The sequence below is a fragment of the Pseudomonas sp. N40(2020) genome (genome assembly GCF_014472415.1).
Classification (GTDB): domain Bacteria; phylum Pseudomonadota; class Gammaproteobacteria; order Pseudomonadales; family Pseudomonadaceae; genus Aquipseudomonas.
Window position 1 is genome coordinate 222,010 of the sequence record NZ_JACSZV010000003.1, and the last position, 18,685, is coordinate 240,694.

The following is an 18,685-nucleotide window of genomic DNA, read 5'->3' on the forward strand; positions in this document are numbered from 1 at the left end:
TGGTTAGCTGATCAGGTTCCGCGCCCGTGCCATTTCATCATTAATGATGATGATTGAACCGGGTTTGAGCCCGAGAGTCTTTGCTAAAGAGTTCATTGCCTTATTCAACGCGTCACGTAGGCCGACCATCCATTCCTTTGGAAAGTTGTTGATTACGAGAATGCACTTTATGGCGCAGTTAGCGAGATCAAGATTCAGGAATCCAGCAGGAAGGTGTTCTTCACTGTGAAGATGCCGCCTGAGACAGGCAGCCAGCGTCAATTGCACCGAATTCGTGAATTTCTGCCGGATTTCTTCGACGAAGTGCACGGTCTGCCGAGGAGCACTGGATTTTGCTTCTATAAACCAGGCTTCCTGAGGTTTATCCGGGAGATCGCGCAATAGAACAAACTCGGTAACTTTGATGCCGTCGCCCAATTTTTTGGACAGTGGACTGTTTTCAATCGGAAAAAGCTGATCCTCTGAAAACGGCCCAAAAATCATCCCTGATTCTTCGATTGAGATAGTCATCCCAGAGCCAGCTCCACTTCTTCTTCGTAAAGACGAATGGATTCGTCGACGATGGGATTGTCCGGCATACCTTTGAGCAGGTCATCACTGATCCATTGGCCTTCTACGGACGACAGAACCGGGATCGACATGTGATTTTTTTGCGCCGCGATATAGAGCGCCTTGATCACGAAGTACGAGTGACTGGCAATGAAGAATTGAATGCCGCTTTCGGCAAGAGACACAATGATATCGATCAGTCTGGTGATGGCGACCGGATGTAAGGCAGATTCCGGCTCATCGATGAATACCATAGAGTCTTTGGTCAAATATCGATTGCCTAGCAAAGTATCGAGAATGGCAATTTTCTTGATGCCTTCGGCTGTAGAACCAATCTGGAATTTCTGATTGCCCTTCTTGAATTGCCAGCGATTGGTGCTGCTATCGAACTCGACTTTGCCACCGAACATCTCCTCGAGATTCTCTCGAGCCTTTGCGAAATGTGCGTGGTTCTTGCCTTTGGTAGGCAAAAGCCGCAAGGCTTTTGCCAAATCGTAATAAGTGTCATCGAAGCCGAAATCTTTATCGAGATCACGGCTTTTTAAAATGATGTGCTGCAGGGAGAGCACTTCCTTGGGAGGCAGGAATATTGAATTGCTGCCTCGTGGTGGAACGTGGTTTTCCAGTGAGGCGATGTTTTTGGTTGTGTCTTTGCCGAATCCGTAGCGAAATTCGCGTGAGTCCACCTTGACCTTGCAGGACAGTGGGCCATCTGCGTTTTTTGTTACCAGATCGCCAATTTTGTCAGCCTGAAACGTCCAGTAAAGTTTGTCAGTGAGAATCTCTGCAGCAGATCGCTGTTCATTTCCGCGCTGGTACTCTTCAAGCGTGCGCATCGTGCAGTAAAGCGCCTTAAGCAAAAACGTCTTGCCGCTGCTATTCGCTCCGATGATCAGATTCAAGTTTGAGAGCTTGCCCCATCGGATTCTTTGTAACGGACCGAAATTGTCTAGTTCAACGCTATTGAGCATTGGATTGAGCTCCTCTCAAACTTTGCAGTGGGCGCAAGCCTAGCATTGCGATTCCCTTCGATACAGCTGGGACGACGGCCCTTCAGAAACTACAGAAGGGTCCTACGACGCGCCTCCACCCATCCGCTTGCTTCGCATGAAACCTGCCCCGCCTCTCGTCAGACCTTTCATCAGCGAAAGGTAGCTGAAAGGTTGCCCCATTAGGATCGCCTTACTTCCGGCAACAGACCGGTTGGCCAACGCGTGTGATTGCTCGCTCGCTCGCCCGGCCCAATTAACAACAACAATGGTGATTCTGATGTCCTCTGTAGCCCGCCTCCGCGCTGTCACTCCGCCCGTACGTCTCGTGCTTCCCGTTCTGCGCTGATCCCCACGATCCGCTCAATCAACTAGCCGCGCTACGCCTGGAGTATTCCCATGCTGACTTTCCTTGGCTTCGCCATGGTCATCACGTTCATGTTCCTGATCATGACCAAGCGCCTGTCCGCGCTGATCGCTTTGATCATCATCCCGATCCTGTTTGCCCTGTTCGGTGGTTTCGCGCCGAAGATCGGCCCGATGATGCTCGAAGGCATCACCAAGCTTGCGCCAACTGGCGTGATGCTGATGTTCGCCATTCTCTACTTCGCCCTGATGATCGACTCCGGCCTGTTCGACCCGGCCGTGCGCAAGATCCTCAAACTGGTCAAGGGCGACCCGTTGAAAGTTTCGGTCGGCACCGCCGTTCTGGCGCTCGTCGTTTCCCTCGATGGTGACGGCGCGACCACTTACATGATCTGCGTGGCCGCCATGCTGCCGCTTTACAGCCGCATCGGCATGAGCCCGCGAATCATGGCCGGCCTGATCATCCTCGCCGGTGGCGTGATGAACATGACCCCGTGGGGTGGCCCGACCGCCCGAGCTGCCAGTGCGCTGCATGTCGATCCGTCGGACATCTTCGTGCCGATGATTCCGGCCATGGGCGCCGGTGTGGTGGCGATCCTGATCATTGCCTACTTCTACGGCAAGCGTGAACGTGCGCGTCTGGGTGAGTTGCACCTGGTGGGCGACGATATCGATCACAGCGAAATCAGCGTCTCGCAGTTCCCGGATGCCCGTCGTCCTAAATTGATCTGGTTCAACGGCGCGCTGACCTTCGGTCTCATGTGCACCTTGATCGCCGGCCTGTTGCCGCTGCCGGTGTTGTTCATGGTGGCGTTCAGTATTGCAATGATCGTCAACTATCCTTGCCTGCAAATGCAGAAGGATCGCGTCGCGGCTCACGCCGGTAGTGTGCTGGCAGTGGTCGGGCTGATCTTTGCGGCGGGTATCTTCACCGGTATCCTGTCGGGCACCGGCATGGTCGATGCGATGTCGAAGAGCCTGTTGGCGGTGATCCCTGATTTCCTTGGCCCGTACCTGGCCGTAATCACGGCGCTGGTGAGCATGCCGTTCACCTTCTTCATGTCCAACGATGCGTTCTACTATGGCGTGTTGCCGGTGTTGGCCGAGGCTGCCAGCCACTACGGGATTACCGCGGTGGAAATGGCTCGTGCCTCGATCGTCGGTCAACCCGTGCACTTGCTGAGCCCGTTGGTGCCATCGACCTATCTGTTGGTGGCTCTGGCCGGTATTGATTTTGGTGACCACCAGCGTTTCACCCTGAAATGGGCGATCCTGGTTTGTATCTGCATTCTGTTTGCTGCACTGCTGTTGGGGACTTTCCCGGTGTTCAGCACTCTATAAGCCCAAGACTCACCGTTGCGGGTCCTGGCTTCGCTGTTTGAAGCCCGGACCTTTTTCGGTTTAACAATCGCTCAAAGGAATACACATGGAATGGCTGACCAACCCTGAAATCTGGGTTGCCTTCTTTACCCTGACCGCCCTGGAAATCGTCCTCGGCATCGATAACATCATCATGATTTCGATCCTGGTCAGCCGCATGCCTAAACACATGCAGCAGCGCACCCGGATTTTCGGTCTGGCGCTGGCCATGATCACGCGGATCCTGTTGCTGCTGTCGATCACCTGGGTCATGCGCCTGACTGCCGACCTGTTCGTGGTGTTCGGCCAAGGCATCTCCGGCCGCGACCTGATCCTGTTCTTCGGTGGTCTGTTCCTGCTGTGGAAGAGCTCGCAAGAGATGTACCACGCGCTGGAAGGCGAAGACGAAAGCGAAGAAACGCCAGGCGGCAAGGGCGGCAACTTCCTCTACACCATCATCCAGATCGCGATCATCGACATCGTGTTCTCGCTGGACTCGGTGATCACCGCTGTCGGCATGGTCTCGCACGTACCGGTCATGGTTGCAGCGATCATCGTTGCGGTGCTGGTGATGATGCTCGCGGCGGGCACGATCAGCGAATTCATCGACAAGCACCCGTCGCTGAAAATGCTGGCGCTGTCGTTCCTGCTGGTGGTCGGTACCGTGCTGATTGCCGAGTCGTTCGACGTGCATGTGCCAAAAGGCTACGTCTACTTCGCGATGGCGTTCTCGCTGGCGGTTGAAGCGATCAACATCAAACTGCGCGGGGCGATGGCGAAGAAGAAACAGCAGCAGGATCCGGTGAAACTGCGCAAGGACATTCCGGGGCAGTAATCCGGACGTTCAGCTACAAGATAAAACCTGTGGGCGCTGGCTTGCCAGCGATAGCGGAGTGTCAGCGACATCAACGTCTGCTGAACGGACGCCATCGCTGGCAAGCCAGACTCCCACAGGTTTTTTGTTGATTTCAGAGTGTGCGGATGAAGCGCTTTTCATGACACTTTTGTTTCAATCAGCACTTTAGCTGTGCAATGCTGGCGCCCAGACCGTTAGCCAACTACAGCTTAAGTATCAGAACGTAGAAACCGCGCGGTACCGTCAACTTGCTCCTCTGGGGCGCTGCTATTACAGGGGGTCTGCATGCTCACCCTGCTCAATCTTCTTTCTGCCGTCGCCCTGCTGATCTGGGGAACGCACATCGTCCGAACCGGCATCCTGCGGGTGTACGGCACCAATCTGCGCCATGTGATCGGCCAGAACATGTCCAAACGCTGGCTCGCGTTCGTCGCCGGTATCGTCGTGACCGCGATGGTGCAGAGCAGCAACGCCACCGCCATGCTCGTCACCTCCTTCGTCGGCCAAGGCCTGATGGCGCTGACCCCGGCACTGGCGACCATGCTCGGTGCCGACGTCGGTACGGCGCTGATGGCGCGAGTGCTGACGTTCGATTTGTCGTGGCTGTCGCCACTGCTGATTTTCCTCGGGGTAATTTTCTTTCTGTCGCGTAAACAGACGCGGCTCGGGCAGATGGGCCGGGTCAGCATCGGTTTAGGGCTGATCATTCTCGCGCTGCAATTGATCGTCGAAGCGGCTGCACCCATCACCCACGCTCAAGGCGTGAAAGTGATTTTTGCTTCTCTGACTGGCGACATCCTCCTCGACGCCCTGGTCGGTGCGTTGTTCGCGATGATTTCCTACTCCAGCCTCGCCGCCGTTCTCCTGACTGCGACGCTTGCCGGGGCTGCGGTGATCAGCCTGCCGGTGGCGATCGGTCTGGTGATCGGCGCGAATATCGGCAGCGGCATTCTGGCGTTCATGAGCACCAGCATGCAGAACGCGGCGGGCCGGCAAGTGGCGCTGGGCAGTCTGTTGTACAAGCTGATCGGCCTCTTATTGATCATCCCGGTGCTCGATCCGCTGGTGCACTGGATCGACAGCCTCGATTTCAGTCCGCAGGAAATGGTCATCGGCTTCCACCTGCTCTACAACACTGCGCGCTGCCTGATTCTGCTGCCGAGTGTCGGGCCGATGGCGCGGCTTTGCGCCTGGCTGCTACCGGAGCGCCCGGAGGTCAACGGCACGGCCAAACCCCGTCATCTTGACGCGACCGCGCTGGTCACGCCCAGCCTGGCCTTGGCCAATGCCGCGCGGGAAACCCTACGCGTGGGCGATCTGCTCGACAACATGCTCGACGCCACCCTCGACGTACTGCGCGGCAAACAAACTGCCGTCACCCAGGAAATCCGCCGGCTGACCGATGACATCGAGTCGCTGTGCAGCGCGATCAAGTTGTATCTGGCACAGATGCCCCGTGAGGACCTCGGCGAGCACGACAGCCGGCGCTGGGCGGAGATCATCGAACTGGTGATCAACCTGAAACTGGCCAGTGATCTGATCGAACGCATGCTGCGCAAGATTCAGCAGCAGAAGACTTCGCAGCGTCGTTCGTTTTCCGAAGAGGGGCTGGAGGATTTGGCCGTCCTGCATCAGCAACTCATCGCCAACCTGCGTTTGGGCCTGTCGGTATTTCTCAGCAGCGACCGCGAAAGCGCTCGCCAGTTGTTGCGTGAGAAACGGCGCTTTCGCGCGCAGGAACGGCGTTTGGCCCATGCGCATGTCAGCCGTTTGCAACGCAAAATCGTGCAGAGTATTGAAACCAGTTCGCTGCATCTGGAGTTGATTGCAGACATGAGACGGCTCAATTCGCTGTTTTGCGGCAGCGCGTATGTGGTGTTGGAAACGGCGGATACCGGGGCGTTGGCGGCGGATGATATGAGCGACATTACGCATTCGCCTTGAACGTCTGGGGCTGGGTTTAGTCAGTAACTTTGATTCAGCCTTAAGACCTTCGCGAGCAGGCTCGCTCCCACCTTTGAAACACGTTCCCTTGTGGGAGCGACGGTGCGACGATTCGACCTGCTCGCGAAGGGCGGCCTGAATAGCGACACGGATCTCCAAATCAGCCGTATGGAAGCCTGTTATGCGTTGCCTGTTGTTCGCCTGTCTGTTGCTCGGTTCACTCCCCTCTTTTGCCCTGGATCGTTTTCAGGTCGAAGGCTATGCATTGCCCAACGGTTTGCAGTTGCTACTCAAGCCCGGCACCGAACGCGGGCATGTGGCGATCCGGCTGGTGGTGGGCGTCGGCCTCGACGACTTTGACTGTGACGAAAAAGAGCTGCCGCATCTGCTTGAGCATCTGCTGTTCAGCGGCATCGACGCCACGGGAGAAGGCGGCCTCGAAGAACGCATGCAGGCGCTCGGTGGCGAGTGGAACGCCTTCACCAGCAACGCCGACACCACGTTCGTCATCGAAGCTCCGGCGAAGAACCAGCGCAAAGTGCTCGACCTGCTACTCGATCTGCTGACCCAGACCCGCATCGACGACAACGCAATCAACGCCGCCAAACGTGTGGTCGAGCGTGAGGACGGCGGTCACTACACCAAGCTGCAACGCTTTCTCGACCGTCAGGATCTGGGCCACACCGCGAGCAATCAACTGGCGGTCGAACTGGGCCTGAAATGTCCGCAACGCGCGGAGGTTGATCACCTGACCCAAGAGCAATTGGAGAAGGTGCGCAAGGTCTGGTACGCGCCGAACAACATGAGCCTGATCGTCGTCGGCGAACTCGACAAATTGCTGCCGGCCTATCTGGAACGCACCTTGGGCGCGCTCGACGCGGTTGAACCGAGCGAACATCGCCCGCTGCCGGACATCCGCTCCAGCGCTGCCCATGAACGCACCCTCACCCGTGGTTTTATCGGCGAAAGCGCCAAGCTGCACTGGCTGGTGCCGGAGCCGGTGCTGGACGATCAGTACGACCAGACCTTCGACATCCTCAAGGACTACCTCGACTGGGCGCTGTATCGACAGATACGCCTGAACCACGGTTTGTCTTATGGGCCGTGGGCCGAGCGCGAAGTGTTTGGTGGCGTCGGCTTCATGAGCCTGAATGCTGATCTGGATCGCGATGACGTTGACGAAGCCATCCAGGTGCTGGAAACCCTCAAGGCCGATCTGCTGAAAAACGGCCTCGATCCGGACACCTTTGCCCGCATTAAACAAGCCGCCATCGCCCATCAGGCGTGGGCGGTGCAAGGCAACAGCGCGCTGGCCGATTACTACTGGAGCGCGCTGGGTGACTATGAGGACGGCCGCTTCGCCAACCCTGCCCGCGAGCTGCAGGGCGTGACGCTGGACGCGGCGAACAAGGCCATGCGCGAGTTGTTGCTGCAACCGGGGTATCTGCGGATCGAGAAGCCGTTGATCAGTGATGATCAGGTGTTGTGGCTGAGTGCGGGTGGGCTGGGCGTGTTGCTGCTGATTCTGATTGGCTGGCGTTTGCGTCGCCGCAAATCCGCTGAACACTGAACCTGTGGTGATATTTACTGACCGGCAGCCTCGCCACACCGCCGCGCCAGCGGTACTCTGTCGAGGTTTTTTCCTACGACTGTCGTGAACCGCCAAATGCCAAAAATCCCCCAGATCATCCAGCGCATTCTTGAGCTGATGAAGCGCTATCCCGGGGTCATTGCGCTTGGTGGTTTCATCTCCGGGGTCGGCAGTTTCATCCTGGTCGACCGGCAACAGGGCCTGGCGAGCTGGATCACCACGATCATGCTGCTGAGCTGGATCTGGCTGATGCTGGAAAACAGCCTGACCAAGCTGTTCACGCGGATTTTCAAACGGGAAATTCCCCAGCCGCTGCTGCGTTACGCGACGCAGATGATCCATCAGGAAAGCCTGTTTTTTGTCCTGCCGTTCTTCTTCATCACCACGACGTGGAATAGCGGCCAGTTGATTTTCACCGGGCTGTTGAGCATCGCCGCACTGATTTCGGTGATCGATCCGCTCTACTACAAATGGCTGGCGCCGCGACGCTGGGCGTTTCTCGCGCTGCATACCCTGACCCTGTTCGCCGCACTGCTCACTGCATTGCCGGTGATCATGCACCTGACCACTTCGCAGAGTTTCAAATGGGCGCTGGGCACCGCAGTGGTGTTGTCGTTCCCGAGCCTGGCGTCAATCTTCCCGATCCGCACGGTGCGCAACGCGCTGGCGATTCTGTGCATCACGGTGGGCATCGGCGGCGTTGGCTGGGTCCTGCGTTCCTGGGTGCCGCCGGCGACGCTGTGGATGAGCGACGTGGCGATCAGTACGCAGATGCAGGATCGCACCCCCGGCGCCAGCCTCGACGAGGTCAGTGCCGAACAGATTCGCAACGGCGGGCTCTACGCCTACACCGCGATCAACGCGCCGCGCGGCCTGGATGAGCGGATTTATCACGTCTGGCAGTTCAACGGCAAAGAGGTCGATCGCATCGCTCTCGACATCCATGGCGGGCGCAAGGAAGGCTACCGGGCATGGACGCACAAGCAGAATTTCCCCGGCAATCCGGCAGGCAAGTGGCAGGTTCGAGTACTGACCGAGGATGGCCAAGTGATCGGCGTGCTCCGTTTTGAAGTGACGGACAGCACAGCGGTCAAAGAAAAGTAGTCAGGTTCGTGCTATTACGTATGCCAGCGTATTTAGCCGAAAAGCACGGAGCTTATGACCAGCCGTTCAATGACAGGCAGTGCCCAACTGGACACGTCGATCACCCCTGCCCGCCTGCGGGTTACCGGGGACTGGACGCTCGCCCATTACGCCGACCTCAAGCAACTGAGCGAAAAGCTCCACGGCCAATACGACGCCAGCACGCCGATTGATCTGAACGGCCTCGGTGCCCTCGATACCGCTGGCGCCTCGTTGCTGGTGGAACTGCTCGGTTCCGAACGCCTCGGCAAATCCGCCGAACATCCCGATTGCACGATTTCCTCTGCTGATCGCGCGCTGCTGCAAACCGTGTATCAGTCGCTGACCGATTTCTGCGTGCCCATCAAGGAACCGGAAGTCAGCGTCAGCGTGCAGTTGCTGACGCGCATCGGCCGCGCCGTCGACACGATCTGGCAAGACACTCTGCAACTGCTCGGCTTCGTCGGGCTGATTCTGGAAACCATCGCCCGCAACCTGTTCCGGCCCAAGCGCTGGCGGATCACGCCGATGATTGCGCACATCGAACAGACCGGTCTCGACGCCGCGCCCATCGTGGCGTTGCTGACCTTTCTGGTCGGCGCGGTGGTGGCGTTTCTCGGCGCGACGGTGCTGGCCAGTTTCGGCGCGACGATTTTTACCGTGGATCTGGTGGGCTTCTCGTTCCTGCGTGAGTTCGGCGTGTTGCTGACGGCGATCCTGATGGCCGGGCGCACCGCCAGTGCGTTCACCGCGCAGATCGGCTCGATGAAGGCCAACGAAGAAATCGACGCGATCCGCACCCTCGGCCTCGACCCCATGGAGTTGCTGGTAGTACCACGGGTGCTGGCGATGCTGGTGGCGTTGCCGATGCTGACGTTTCTGGCGATGCTCTCGGGCATCGTCGGCGGCGGCGTGGTCTGCGCGGTGTCGCTGGATATTTCGCCGGCGATGTTCCTGTCGCTGCTGCAATCGGACATCGGCATTCAGCATTTCCTGGTCGGGCTGGTCAAAGCGCCGATCTTCGCCTTCCTGATCGCCGCGATCGGTTGCCTGGAAGGCTTCAAGGTCAGCGGCAGCGCCGAATCGGTCGGCGCCCACACCACCTCCGCCGTGGTGCAGTCGATTTTTGTGGTGATCGTGCTCGACGCGGTGGCCGCGCTGTTCTTCATGGAGATGGGCTGGTGAGTCGTCTACCCCGCGCGCCCGCCGAGGCAGTAATCGAAGTCCGTGGCCTGTGCAATCGCTTTGGCAGCCAGAGCGTGCACGAAAACCTCGATCTGGATTTGTACAAAGGCGAAATCCTCGCCGTGGTCGGCGGTTCCGGCAGCGGCAAATCGGTGCTGTTGCGCAGCATCGTCGGCCTGCGCCGGCCCAGCGAAGGCAACGTCAAAGTATTCGGCCAGAACCTGCCAAGCCTGTCCGAGCACGAGCGCTCACTGGTCGAGCGGCGCTTTGGCGTGCTGTTCCAGAAAGGCGCGCTGTTTTCCTCGCTGACGGTGACCGAGAACGTCGCCCTGCCCCTGATCGAACACGCCGGCCTGAGTCGCCACGATGCCGAGCATCTGGCCGCGGTCAAACTGGCGCTGGCCGGGTTGCCGCTGTCGGCGGCGGACAAATACCCGTCGTCGCTGTCCGGCGGCATGATCAAGCGCGCCGCATTGGCCCGGGCCTTGGCCCTGGATCCGGACATCCTGTTTCTCGACGAACCCACCGCCGGCCTCGATCCGATCGGCGCGGCGCAGTTCGATCAATTGATCCTGACCCTGCGCGACGCGTTGGGCCTGAGCGTGTTTCTGGTGACCCACGACCTCGACACGCTCTACACCATCACCGACCGCGTGGCGGTGCTGGCGCAGAAGAAAGTGCTGGTCGCGGGTCCCATCGACGTCGTTTCGGAAACGGATGACGCGTGGATTCACGAATACTTCCACGGCCCGCGCGGCCGCTCGGCGCTGGACGCCGCCAAATTGCTTAACGAGGTCTGACATGGAAACCCGAGCCCATCATGTGTTGATTGGCCTGTTCACCGTCATCGTGGTGGCCGGCGCCCTGCTCTTCGGTCTGTTCCTGGCCAAGTCCAGCGTCGACACCGAGTTCAAGGATTACGAAATCGTCTTCAACGAGGCGGTCAGCGGTCTGTCCAAGGGCAGTTCGGTGCAGTACAGCGGGATCAAGGTCGGCGACGTGGTCAACCTGCGCCTCGATCCACAGGACCCGCGCCGGGTGCTGGCGCGGATTCGTCTGGGTGGCGACACCCCGATCAAGGAAGACACCCTGGCCAAACTGGCGCTGACCGGGATCACCGGTACGTCGATCATCCAGCTCAGCGGCGGTACGCCAGAAAGCCCGAAACTCAGAGGGCGTGACGGCAACCTGCCGACCATCGTTGCCTCGCCTTCGCCGATTTCGCGTCTGCTCAATGACAGCAACGACTTGATGACCGGCATCAGTGCCCTGCTCAATAACGCCAATCACATGTTCTCCGCCGAAAACGTCGAACGCGTCAGTAACACCCTCGCCCACTTGGAACAGACCACCGGCTCGATCAACGATCAGCGCGGCGACTTGCGTCAGGCCATGCAGCAACTGGCGACGGTCGGCAAACAGGCCGGCAACATGCTCGAACAGACCTCGCTGTTGATGCGCAACGCCAACGGCCTGCTCAACGATCAGGGCAAACAGGCGCTAGGCAGTGCCGAACAGGCGATGAAGTCGCTGGAACAAAGCAGCTCCACCATCAACGGCCTGCTGAGCAAGAACCAGAACTCCCTCGACAACGGCATGCAGGGCCTCAATGGCCTGGCGCCGGCGATCCGCGAACTGCGCGAGACGCTGACTTCGCTGCGTGCCATTTCCCAACGCCTGGAGGCCAACCCCAGCGGTTACCTGCTGGGCAGTGACAAGAACAAGGAGTTCACGCCATGAAGCTGACTCGCCTCGCCCTCCTCGCCGCTGGCGTTACCCTGATCAGCGCGTGCTCGATCTTGCCCAAGTCGGAGCCATCGGACGTTTACCGTCTGCCGAGCGCACAAGCACCCGCCTCGGCCAGTTCGGCGGCGCCGCAGCAGTGGTCGCTGCGCCTGAACAAGTTGCTGGCCAGCGAAGCGTTGAACCGGCCGAGTATTGCGGTGATTCCACAGGGCGACGTGATCAGCAGCTACAAGGCTTCGCGCTGGAGCGATCCTGCCCCGGTGCTGGTGCGTAATCGGTTGCTGGACGGCTTCGCGCGTGATGGCCGGGTGACGTTGCTGAGTACCGATGACAGCAACTTTGCCGCGGATCTGGAGCTGGGCGGGAATTTGCAGGCGTTTCAGACTGAATATCAGGGGACGCAGGCCAGCGTCGTGGTGCGAGTCGATGCGCTGCTGGTGCGTGGCTATGACCAGCGGATTCTGGCCAGCCGCCGCTTTGAAGAGCGTCAACCGTTGAGCGATGTGCAGGTGCCAGCAGTGGTCGCAGGCTTCGGCCAGGCCAGTGATCGCCTGACCGCGAAGGTCGTGGCGTGGGCGGTAGATCAAGGGCAGAAACTCGCACCAGAACCCAGACCTTAAGCCCCACACAAAACCAATGTAGGAGCCAGCCTGCTGGCGATGGCGGTTTGTCAGTCACCATCATTAGTGCCTGTCAGCAAGCTATCGCGAGCAGGTTCACTCCTACAGTTTTGATCTGTGATCAGCCAAAGAACCAGTAGCACACGCCAATCGCGCCAATCACGCCCGCCAACTCCGCCAGCAACGCACACCCCACCGCATGCCGCGCCCGCTGAATCCCCACCGCTCCAAAGTAAACGGCCAGCACATAGAACGTGGTCTCGGTACTGCCCTGAATCGTCGCCGCCACCAGCGCCGGGAAGCTGTCCACGCCGGAGGTTTTCATCGTTTCAATCAGCATCGCCCGCGCAGCGCTGCCGGAGAATGGTTTGACCATCGCCGTCGGCAGCGCATCGACAAACCGCGTGTCCCAACCGGCCCATTCGACCAGATGGCGAATCCCGTCCAGACCAAAATCCAGTGCCCCGGAGGCGCGTAGCACGCCAATGGCACAGAGCATTGCGACCAGATACGGCAGCAGGTTTTTGGCGACGTCGAAGCCCTCTTTCGCACCCTCGACGAATGCCTCGTAAACCTTCACCTTGCGCAAGGCGCCTATCACCAGAAACAGCATGATCAGCCCGAACAACGTGAGATTGCCGAGGATCGACGAAAGACCCGCCAACGCGGTGGCCGACATCGTCGCCAGCAGCGCCATGAAGCCACCGAGGATCAGCGCACCGGGAATCAGATAGGCCAGCACCACCGGGTCCCAGACCCGCAGACGCTGCATGAATGCCACCGAGAGGAAACCGACGATGGTCGAGCAACTGGTTGCCAGCAGAATCGGCAGAAACACCAGGGTCGGATCCGGCGCCCCTTGCTGGGCGCGGTACATGAAGATCGTCACCGGCAGCAGGGTCAGGGAGGAGGCGTTGAGTACCAGAAACAGGATCTGCGCGTTGCTGGCGATGGTGGCGCTGGGGTTGAGTTCCTGCAACGCCTTCATGGCTTTCAGGCCGATCGGCGTGGCGGCGTTGTCCAGGCCAAGTCCGTTGGCGGCGAAGTTCAGGGTGATCAGGCCAAGGGCAGGGTGACCGGGTGGGACTTCCGGCATCAGGCGCAGAAACAGCGGGCCCAACACCTTGGCCAGCCAGTCGACGATCCCGGCCTTCTCGGCAATGCGCAGAAAGCCCAGCCACAAGGTGAGGGTACCGAACAGCAGCACCATGACCTCGACCGACAGCTTGGCCATGGCAAAAATGCTTTCCACCATCGCCGCAAAAATCCCGGCGTTACCGCCGACCAGCCACTGCACCAGCGCAGATATTGCTGCCACGACAAAGAAGCCAAGCCACAGGCCATTAAGCATCAGTCAAATCCCCCGGAAGATGCGGCGAATGATAGCGGGGTCGCCAGAAACGACAAACCCCGGATTTTGTCCGGGGTTTGTTTATAACGGCTGGCGGTGATCCCTGTGGGAGCGGGCTTGCCCGCGATGGCGGCGTGTCAGTCAACAAAGATGTTGAATGTGCTGGCCTCATCGCTGGCAAGCCAGCTCCCACAGGGTCTTGGATTACTGCTTGGAAATCTCGCCGGCCGGCAGTTTTTCCTTGCTGCGCCAGTGCGGCAGGGAGTTCCAGTAGCGCTCGCCCTTGGCGTCGTCGTACATGCCTTCCCAGCGCGCGATAACCAGTACCGCCAAGGCGTTGCCGATCACGTTCAGGGCGGTACGCGCCATGTCCATGATGCGGTCGACACCGGCGATGAATGCCAGGCCTTCCAGCGGAATACCCACGCTGCCCAAGGTGGCCAGCAGCACCACGAAGGACACGCCCGGTACACCGGCGATGCCTTTGGAGGTGACCATCAGCGTCAGCACCAGCAGCAGTTGCTGGCTGATCGACAGGTCGATGCCGTACAGCTGGGCAATGAAGATGGCGGCGATGGACTGGTACAGGGTCGAACCGTCGAGGTTGAACGAGTAACCGGTCGGCACCACGAAGCTGCAGATGGCTTTCGGCGCACCGTAGGCTTCCATCTTCTCGATCACGCGCGGCAGCACGGTTTCCGAGGACGCGGTGGAGTAAGCGAGCACCAGCTCATCCTTGAAGATGCGCATCAGCTTGATCACCGAGAAACCGAACAGCTTGGCGATCAGGCCCAGTACCACAAAGGCGAAGAAGGCGATGGCGACGTAAACCAGGATCACCAGTTTGGCCAGCGGCAGCAACGAGGCGAAGCCGAAGTTGGCGACAGTCACCGCGATCAGTGCGAATACGCCGATCGGGGCGTAGTTCATGATCATGTGGGTGACTTTGAACATGCTTTCCGAGACGCCCTGGAACATCTTCACCAGCGGCTCGCGCAGATCCGACTGCAGGCTCGACAGACCGAGACCGAACAGCACGGAGAAGAAGATGATCGGCAGCATTTCGCCGCGAGCCATGGCCGCGAAGATGTTCGACGGGATCAGGTTGAGGATGGTCTCGATGAACGCGTGTTCATGCTGCACTTCGGCGGCGGTCGCCTGGTACTTGGAGATGTCCACCGTGCCCAGCGTGCTCATGTCGATGCCGGCACCCGGATGGAACACGTTCGCCAGAACCAGGCCAACAATAATGGCGATGGTGGTGACGATTTCGAAATAAATGATCGTCTTCAGGCCGATACGCCCGAGCTTCTTGGCGTCGCCCACGCCAGCGATGCCGACGATCAGGGAAGAGATGACGATCGGGATCACGATCATCTTGATCAGACGGATAAAGATATCGCCTGCCGGTTGCAGGACGTTGCTGATCCACCAGGCCTTCTCGGCACTGAAATGGTTGAGCAACGCACCAATTGCAATCCCTAGAACCAGACCGATGAGGATCTGCCAGGCGAGGCTGAGTTTTGCCTTCTTCATTATCTTTACCCTTACTTGCGTTTGACTCAGGCAGATGCAGGAACTGGAACGCTTTTTAGCGGAAAAGTCTGTGCATCTGCCTCCGTATAAGGTGCCCCAAAGCGCGTGTTTACGGCTCTTCGGCAGGCGAAAAAAGGCGCAACTATTCCGATGCAAGGTTGCGCCGTCTAATGCCGTAAACGCCTACCCTATGCCGAATCGGCATGAGTTTTTTTTAACGAAACTGGCGTCCCAACCGGTTCGATTGCGACATTTCAGCCGGCATAAGTGCCGTGAACCGGCCATCACAGCGCAGATTGGTTGTTTTTTGAACGAGTAATTTCGACGAAAATTTTCGGAAAAAGCCTACATTTCGAGACTAGAAGTCCTACTGGTTGGAAACATGTTTTCGCGATATACGGTCGCCAGGAAACACCGCGAAATGTTTTCGCACGCAGTGTGAGCGATAAAAGGATGAGCAGGACGCTCTAGATCAATGTTCTGCCTGATTGAAAGCTCAGCGCAAGTCCGTCGAGCCACTGTGGGTCGGCGAACCTGCGACGCAGCTTTTACCCTGACCCGGCCCTTGCGCAGGCACTCCCTGTACCCGTAGGTCACTCCGACCCTGTAACAGTCAGAACGTCCCGGCCCCTTGGTCATGCGCCGGCCTTCCTCGGGTGGGCGCAATGGAGGGCAGCGGGGGGCTGCCCTCATGTTCAAACTCGCATCAATACCACTTCGGATCTTTCTTCAGAGTTTCCATCAAAAGATCCTGCATGCCCTGGTCGGGTTTGCCGAGGAAGCGGTAGGTGGCATGTCGCGTTGGCGACTTGTCAGCCGGCAGACCTTCGGGCACATCGACGAGCATGGCGTAGGCATCTTTCTTGTCGAAACTGAACGCGACGATCAAGCGGTGGTTCAGGCATTTGTCTGCATTTTCACAGAGCGGCCCAACCAGATACTGGTCGCCATCTTCAGTCACGGCATTCATTTGCTGGTCAGGCGTGCCGGACAGGTTCATCACCCATTCCGGCAGGCGTTCTTCCTTCTTTACCACGCCTTCCCAGGTTTCCCGGTATTGCGGGTCGGAACTCAAGAGTTCGTTGACTCGCGTCTGGCCGTCGTTGGCCGCCATCGCCATGGCACTACCGCCCAGAAGCAGGGCGGCTGCCAATGTCTTCAACGCAATCATCGTTAACCTCGGCCGCGACGGCCAAAGAAGAAGGAAGCGATGAACATCACCAGGAACACGACAAAGAGAATCTTGGCGATACCCGTGGCGGTGCCCGCGATACCACCGAAGCCCAGTACTGCAGCGATGATGGCAATGATCAAGAATGTAATTGCCCAGCTCAACATGGTGATTCTCCTTACTTCTCTATTTAGGGGTGTGGCGTGTTCCGGCGCATCGCGCCCGAATCTGTTTAACAGTTAAAAAACCCAGCGCTCTTCACGTGGCATCTCATCCATTGGCTGCGCCTGATCAACATCCATCATGCGCATCGAGGCGCTCTCTGCCTGGCTATTGCTGACGGCACTGAAGTGCTTCTGCGTGCTGTGTTGCATCGAGATCAGCGGCTCAGCCTTCTGGCTGTTTTCCCAGCTCAGGTATTGCTGGCACGCGATCAGGGTGATCAACAGGGCAAGAACGCCGAACAGGCCTTGCTGGATATGCAGTGGCGAGATACGCACTTGGGCGGCACGTTGGCGAGTCATCCTGGGTTCCTCACTCTTATTCGGTTGGGGCAGTTCTGATCTGCCCGGGCTAAAAGAGATATTGCAGGCTGCATGCCAATTTTTTATTTGAAAAATATTCAATAAAATCAATTAGTTATGAGTGCAATAAAAATGAATTACGACGCATCCTGCACGATGGGGCTCCTAGGATCGTGCGCAATGCACGATTATTTCGTAGGAGATTTCATTCTTATGGAATTGAGAGCAGGGCGCGGATGTCAGAAAAGTACGCAGGGAATCCCCTGCAAATCGATGATTGTTTAAAAAATCAACAAAATCAGTGTATTAGCCGTAAATGCAGGAGAGAGCTACCCTCCTATGGCTGGCATCGTTCAGAATCAACCATGCAACTTGCCCGATTTTTCCGGGACTAACCCAAGACCAATCACTATGGAGCGTAGGAAAAATGGAATCTGCCACTGAGCATCAAGGCCGCATTCTGCTGGTGGACGACGAATCCGCCATCCTGCGAACCTTCCGTTATTGCCTCGAAGATGAAGGCTATACGGTCGCCACTGCCAACAGCGCGGCCCAGGCCGACGCACTGCTGCAACGCCAGGTCTTTGATCTGTGCTTCCTTGATTTGCGCTTGGGCGAAGACAACGGCCTCGATGTGCTGGCGCAAATGCGCATTCAGGCGCCGTGGATGCGCGTGGTGATCGTAACCGCGCATTCGGCTGTCGATACCGCCGTGGATGCCATTCAGGCTGGCGCCGCCGACTATCTGGTCAAGCCGTGCAGCCCGGATCAACTGCGCCTGGCGACCGCCAAGCAACTGGAAGTGCGCCAACTCTCGGCGCGTCTTGAAGCCCTCGAAGGCGAAATCCGCAAGCCGAAGGACGGCCTCGATTCTCACAGCCCGGCGATGAAAGTCGTGCTGGAGACTGCGCGGCAGGTGGCGAGTACTGACGCCAACATTCTTATTCTGGGTGAGTCCGGCACCGGTAAGGGTGAACTGGCCCGGGCGATTCACGGCTGGAGCAAGCGCGAGAAGAAGTCCTGCGTGACCATTAACTGCCCGTCGCTGACCGCCGAACTGATGGAAAGTGAGCTGTTCGGTCACAGTCGCGGTGCGTTTACCGGTGCCAGCGAAAGTACTTTGGGTCGCGTCAATCAGGCCGACGGCGGTACGCTGTTTCTCGACGAGATCGGCGATTTTCCCCTGACGTTGCAACCCAAGTTGCTGCGCTTCATTCAGGACAAGGAATACGAGCGGGTAGGCGACCCGGTGACCCGCCGCGCCGACGTGCGGATTCTGGCGGCGACTAACCTCAATCTCGAAGACATGGTGCGCGACGGGCGTTTCCGTGAAGACCTGCTCTATCGCCTCAACGTCATCACCTTGCACTTGCCGCCGTTGCGCGAGCGCAGCGAAGACATTTTGACCTTGGCCGACCGCTTTCTTGCCCGCTTCGTTAAAGAGTACGCACGTCCGGCTCGGGGGTTCAGCGACGAAGCCCGTGAGGCGCTGCTCGGTTATCGCTGGCCGGGCAACATCCGCGAGTTGCGCAACGTGGTTGAGCGCGCAAGCATCATCTGCCCGCAGGAGCGCGTGGAAATCAGCCATTTGGGCATGGCCGAGCAACCAGCCAGCAATGCGCCAAGGGTCGGCGCGGCGCTGAGCCTGGACGAGTTGGAAAAAGCGCATATCGGCGCCGTTCTGGCCACCGCCGGCACGCTGGATCAAGCGGCGAAAACCCTCGGCATTGATGCCTCGACCCTGTATCGCAAGCGCAAGCATTACAACCTGTGAGC

Annotated in this window: 17 protein-coding genes; 10 read left to right on the plus strand and 7 right to left on the minus strand. The window is 58.6% G+C overall.

The annotated features are described in order from the left end of the window. Window positions 1-3: 3 nt before the first annotated feature. Window positions 4-510, minus strand: a complete 507-nt coding sequence (locus tag IAI51_RS03825) for a hypothetical protein (RefSeq protein WP_187677267.1) — start codon at window positions 508-510, stop codon at window positions 4-6. Next, the gene (locus IAI51_RS03830) at window positions 507-1,520 is read right to left on the minus strand and encodes an AAA family ATPase (RefSeq protein ID WP_187677268.1); all 1,014 of its coding nucleotides are present in this window, start codon (window positions 1,518-1,520) and stop codon (window positions 507-509) included. Before IAI51_RS03830 ends, IAI51_RS03825 begins: the two co-directional genes overlap by 4 nt. 417 nt (window positions 1,521-1,937) lie before the next feature. Between IAI51_RS03830 and IAI51_RS03835 the strand changes: the two genes are divergently transcribed. The 9 genes from IAI51_RS03835 (at window position 1,938) to IAI51_RS03875 (ending at window position 12,327) form a co-directional block, all read left to right on the plus strand. Beyond that, window positions 1,938-3,245 (plus strand): CitMHS family transporter, encoded by a 1,308-nt coding sequence (locus tag IAI51_RS03835; protein WP_187677269.1) that lies wholly within the window; start codon window positions 1,938-1,940, stop codon window positions 3,243-3,245. An 85-nt stretch (window positions 3,246-3,330) separates the two neighbouring features. Continuing rightward, window positions 3,331-4,098 carry a TerC family protein gene (locus IAI51_RS03840; protein WP_187677270.1) on the plus strand — a complete coding sequence of 256 codons (768 nt, stop codon included), beginning with the start codon at window positions 3,331-3,333 and terminating at the stop codon, window positions 4,096-4,098. Between the two features lie 306 nt (window positions 4,099-4,404). Further along, the gene (locus IAI51_RS03845; RefSeq protein WP_187677271.1) at window positions 4,405-6,063 is read left to right on the plus strand and encodes a Na/Pi cotransporter family protein; all 1,659 of its coding nucleotides are present in this window, start codon (window positions 4,405-4,407) and stop codon (window positions 6,061-6,063) included. Between the two features lie 181 nt (window positions 6,064-6,244). After that, window positions 6,245-7,633, plus strand: a complete 1,389-nt coding sequence (locus IAI51_RS03850; protein ID WP_187677272.1) for a M16 family metallopeptidase — start codon at window positions 6,245-6,247, stop codon at window positions 7,631-7,633. A 96-nt stretch (window positions 7,634-7,729) separates the two neighbouring features. Continuing rightward, entirely contained in the window at window positions 7,730-8,758 is a 1,029-nt protein-coding gene (locus tag IAI51_RS03855) for a DUF5924 family protein (RefSeq protein ID WP_187677273.1), read from the plus strand. Window positions 8,759-8,812: 54 nt separating this feature from the next. Next, the gene (locus IAI51_RS03860) at window positions 8,813-9,961 is read left to right on the plus strand and encodes an ABC transporter permease (RefSeq protein WP_187677274.1); all 1,149 of its coding nucleotides are present in this window, start codon (window positions 8,813-8,815) and stop codon (window positions 9,959-9,961) included. After that, window positions 9,958-10,761, plus strand: a complete 804-nt coding sequence (locus IAI51_RS03865) for an ABC transporter ATP-binding protein (protein WP_187677275.1) — start codon at window positions 9,958-9,960, stop codon at window positions 10,759-10,761. The genes IAI51_RS03860 and IAI51_RS03865 overlap by 4 nt, the downstream gene beginning before the upstream one ends. Window position 10,762: 1 nt before the next feature. Then, entirely contained in the window at window positions 10,763-11,701 is a 939-nt protein-coding gene (locus IAI51_RS03870; protein ID WP_187677276.1) for an MlaD family protein, read from the plus strand. Continuing rightward, entirely contained in the window at window positions 11,698-12,327 is a 630-nt protein-coding gene (locus IAI51_RS03875) for an ABC-type transport auxiliary lipoprotein family protein (RefSeq protein ID WP_187677277.1), read from the plus strand. The genes IAI51_RS03870 and IAI51_RS03875 overlap by 4 nt, the downstream gene beginning before the upstream one ends. 121 nt (window positions 12,328-12,448) lie before the next feature. Here the strand turns inward: IAI51_RS03875 and IAI51_RS03880 are convergent, their stop codons facing one another. The 5 genes from IAI51_RS03880 to IAI51_RS03900 form a co-directional block, all read right to left on the minus strand. After that, window positions 12,449-13,678: a nucleoside recognition domain-containing protein gene (locus tag IAI51_RS03880; protein ID WP_187677278.1), complete on the minus strand. Its 1,230-nt coding sequence runs from the start codon at window positions 13,676-13,678 to the stop codon at window positions 12,449-12,451. A gap of 204 nt (window positions 13,679-13,882) precedes the next feature. Further along, window positions 13,883-15,214 carry a glutamate/aspartate:proton symporter GltP gene (gene gltP / locus IAI51_RS03885; protein ID WP_187677279.1) on the minus strand — a complete coding sequence of 444 codons (1,332 nt, stop codon included), beginning with the start codon at window positions 15,212-15,214 and terminating at the stop codon, window positions 13,883-13,885. Between the two features lie 706 nt (window positions 15,215-15,920). After that, window positions 15,921-16,385, minus strand: a complete 465-nt coding sequence (locus IAI51_RS03890) for an inhibitor of vertebrate lysozyme family protein (RefSeq protein ID WP_187677280.1) — start codon at window positions 16,383-16,385, stop codon at window positions 15,921-15,923. Between the two features lie 2 nt (window positions 16,386-16,387). Continuing rightward, complete coding sequence (locus IAI51_RS03895) at window positions 16,388-16,552, minus strand: DUF1328 domain-containing protein (protein WP_003177151.1); 165 nt, start codon at window positions 16,550-16,552, stop codon at window positions 16,388-16,390. A 72-nt stretch (window positions 16,553-16,624) separates the two neighbouring features. Continuing rightward, window positions 16,625-16,909 carry a hypothetical protein gene (locus IAI51_RS03900; protein WP_187677281.1) on the minus strand — a complete coding sequence of 95 codons (285 nt, stop codon included), beginning with the start codon at window positions 16,907-16,909 and terminating at the stop codon, window positions 16,625-16,627. 427 nt (window positions 16,910-17,336) lie between these two features. Here IAI51_RS03900 and algB point away from each other — a divergent pair, with 427 nt between their 5' ends. Then, the gene (gene algB, locus IAI51_RS03905; protein WP_187677282.1) at window positions 17,337-18,683 is read left to right on the plus strand and encodes a sigma-54-dependent response regulator transcription factor AlgB; all 1,347 of its coding nucleotides are present in this window, start codon (window positions 17,337-17,339) and stop codon (window positions 18,681-18,683) included. Window positions 18,684-18,685: the final 2 nt, after the last annotated feature.

Excerpts from the sequence above, each read along its gene's own strand:
- IAI51_RS03890 (WP_187677280.1), bottom strand. The coding sequence starts at position 16,385 with ATGATTGCGTTGAAGACATTGGCAGCCGCCCTGCTTCTGGGCGGTAGT.
- IAI51_RS03835 (WP_187677269.1), top strand. The coding sequence starts at position 1,938 with ATGCTGACTTTCCTTGGCTTCGCCATGGTCATCACGTTCATGTTCCTG.
- IAI51_RS03880 (WP_187677278.1), bottom strand. The coding sequence starts at position 13,678 with ATGCTTAATGGCCTGTGGCTTGGCTTCTTTGTCGTGGCAGCAATATCT.
- IAI51_RS03830 (WP_187677268.1), bottom strand. The coding sequence starts at position 1,520 with ATGCTCAATAGCGTTGAACTAGACAATTTCGGTCCGTTACAAAGAATC.
- IAI51_RS03850 (WP_187677272.1), top strand. The coding sequence starts at position 6,245 with ATGCGTTGCCTGTTGTTCGCCTGTCTGTTGCTCGGTTCACTCCCCTCT.
- IAI51_RS03895 (WP_003177151.1), bottom strand. The coding sequence starts at position 16,552 with ATGTTGAGCTGGGCAATTACATTCTTGATCATTGCCATCATCGCTGCA.
- IAI51_RS03860 (WP_187677274.1), top strand. The coding sequence starts at position 8,813 with ATGACCAGCCGTTCAATGACAGGCAGTGCCCAACTGGACACGTCGATC.
- gltP (WP_187677279.1), bottom strand. The coding sequence starts at position 15,214 with ATGAAGAAGGCAAAACTCAGCCTCGCCTGGCAGATCCTCATCGGTCTG.
- IAI51_RS03855 (WP_187677273.1), top strand. The coding sequence starts at position 7,730 with ATGCCAAAAATCCCCCAGATCATCCAGCGCATTCTTGAGCTGATGAAG.
- algB (WP_187677282.1), top strand. The coding sequence starts at position 17,337 with ATGGAATCTGCCACTGAGCATCAAGGCCGCATTCTGCTGGTGGACGAC.
- IAI51_RS03900 (WP_187677281.1), bottom strand. The coding sequence starts at position 16,909 with ATGACTCGCCAACGTGCCGCCCAAGTGCGTATCTCGCCACTGCATATC.
- IAI51_RS03845 (WP_187677271.1), top strand. The coding sequence starts at position 4,405 with ATGCTCACCCTGCTCAATCTTCTTTCTGCCGTCGCCCTGCTGATCTGG.
- IAI51_RS03825 (WP_187677267.1), bottom strand. The coding sequence starts at position 510 with ATGACTATCTCAATCGAAGAATCAGGGATGATTTTTGGGCCGTTTTCA.
- IAI51_RS03875 (WP_187677277.1), top strand. The coding sequence starts at position 11,698 with ATGAAGCTGACTCGCCTCGCCCTCCTCGCCGCTGGCGTTACCCTGATC.
- IAI51_RS03870 (WP_187677276.1), top strand. The coding sequence starts at position 10,763 with ATGGAAACCCGAGCCCATCATGTGTTGATTGGCCTGTTCACCGTCATC.
- IAI51_RS03840 (WP_187677270.1), top strand. The coding sequence starts at position 3,331 with ATGGAATGGCTGACCAACCCTGAAATCTGGGTTGCCTTCTTTACCCTG.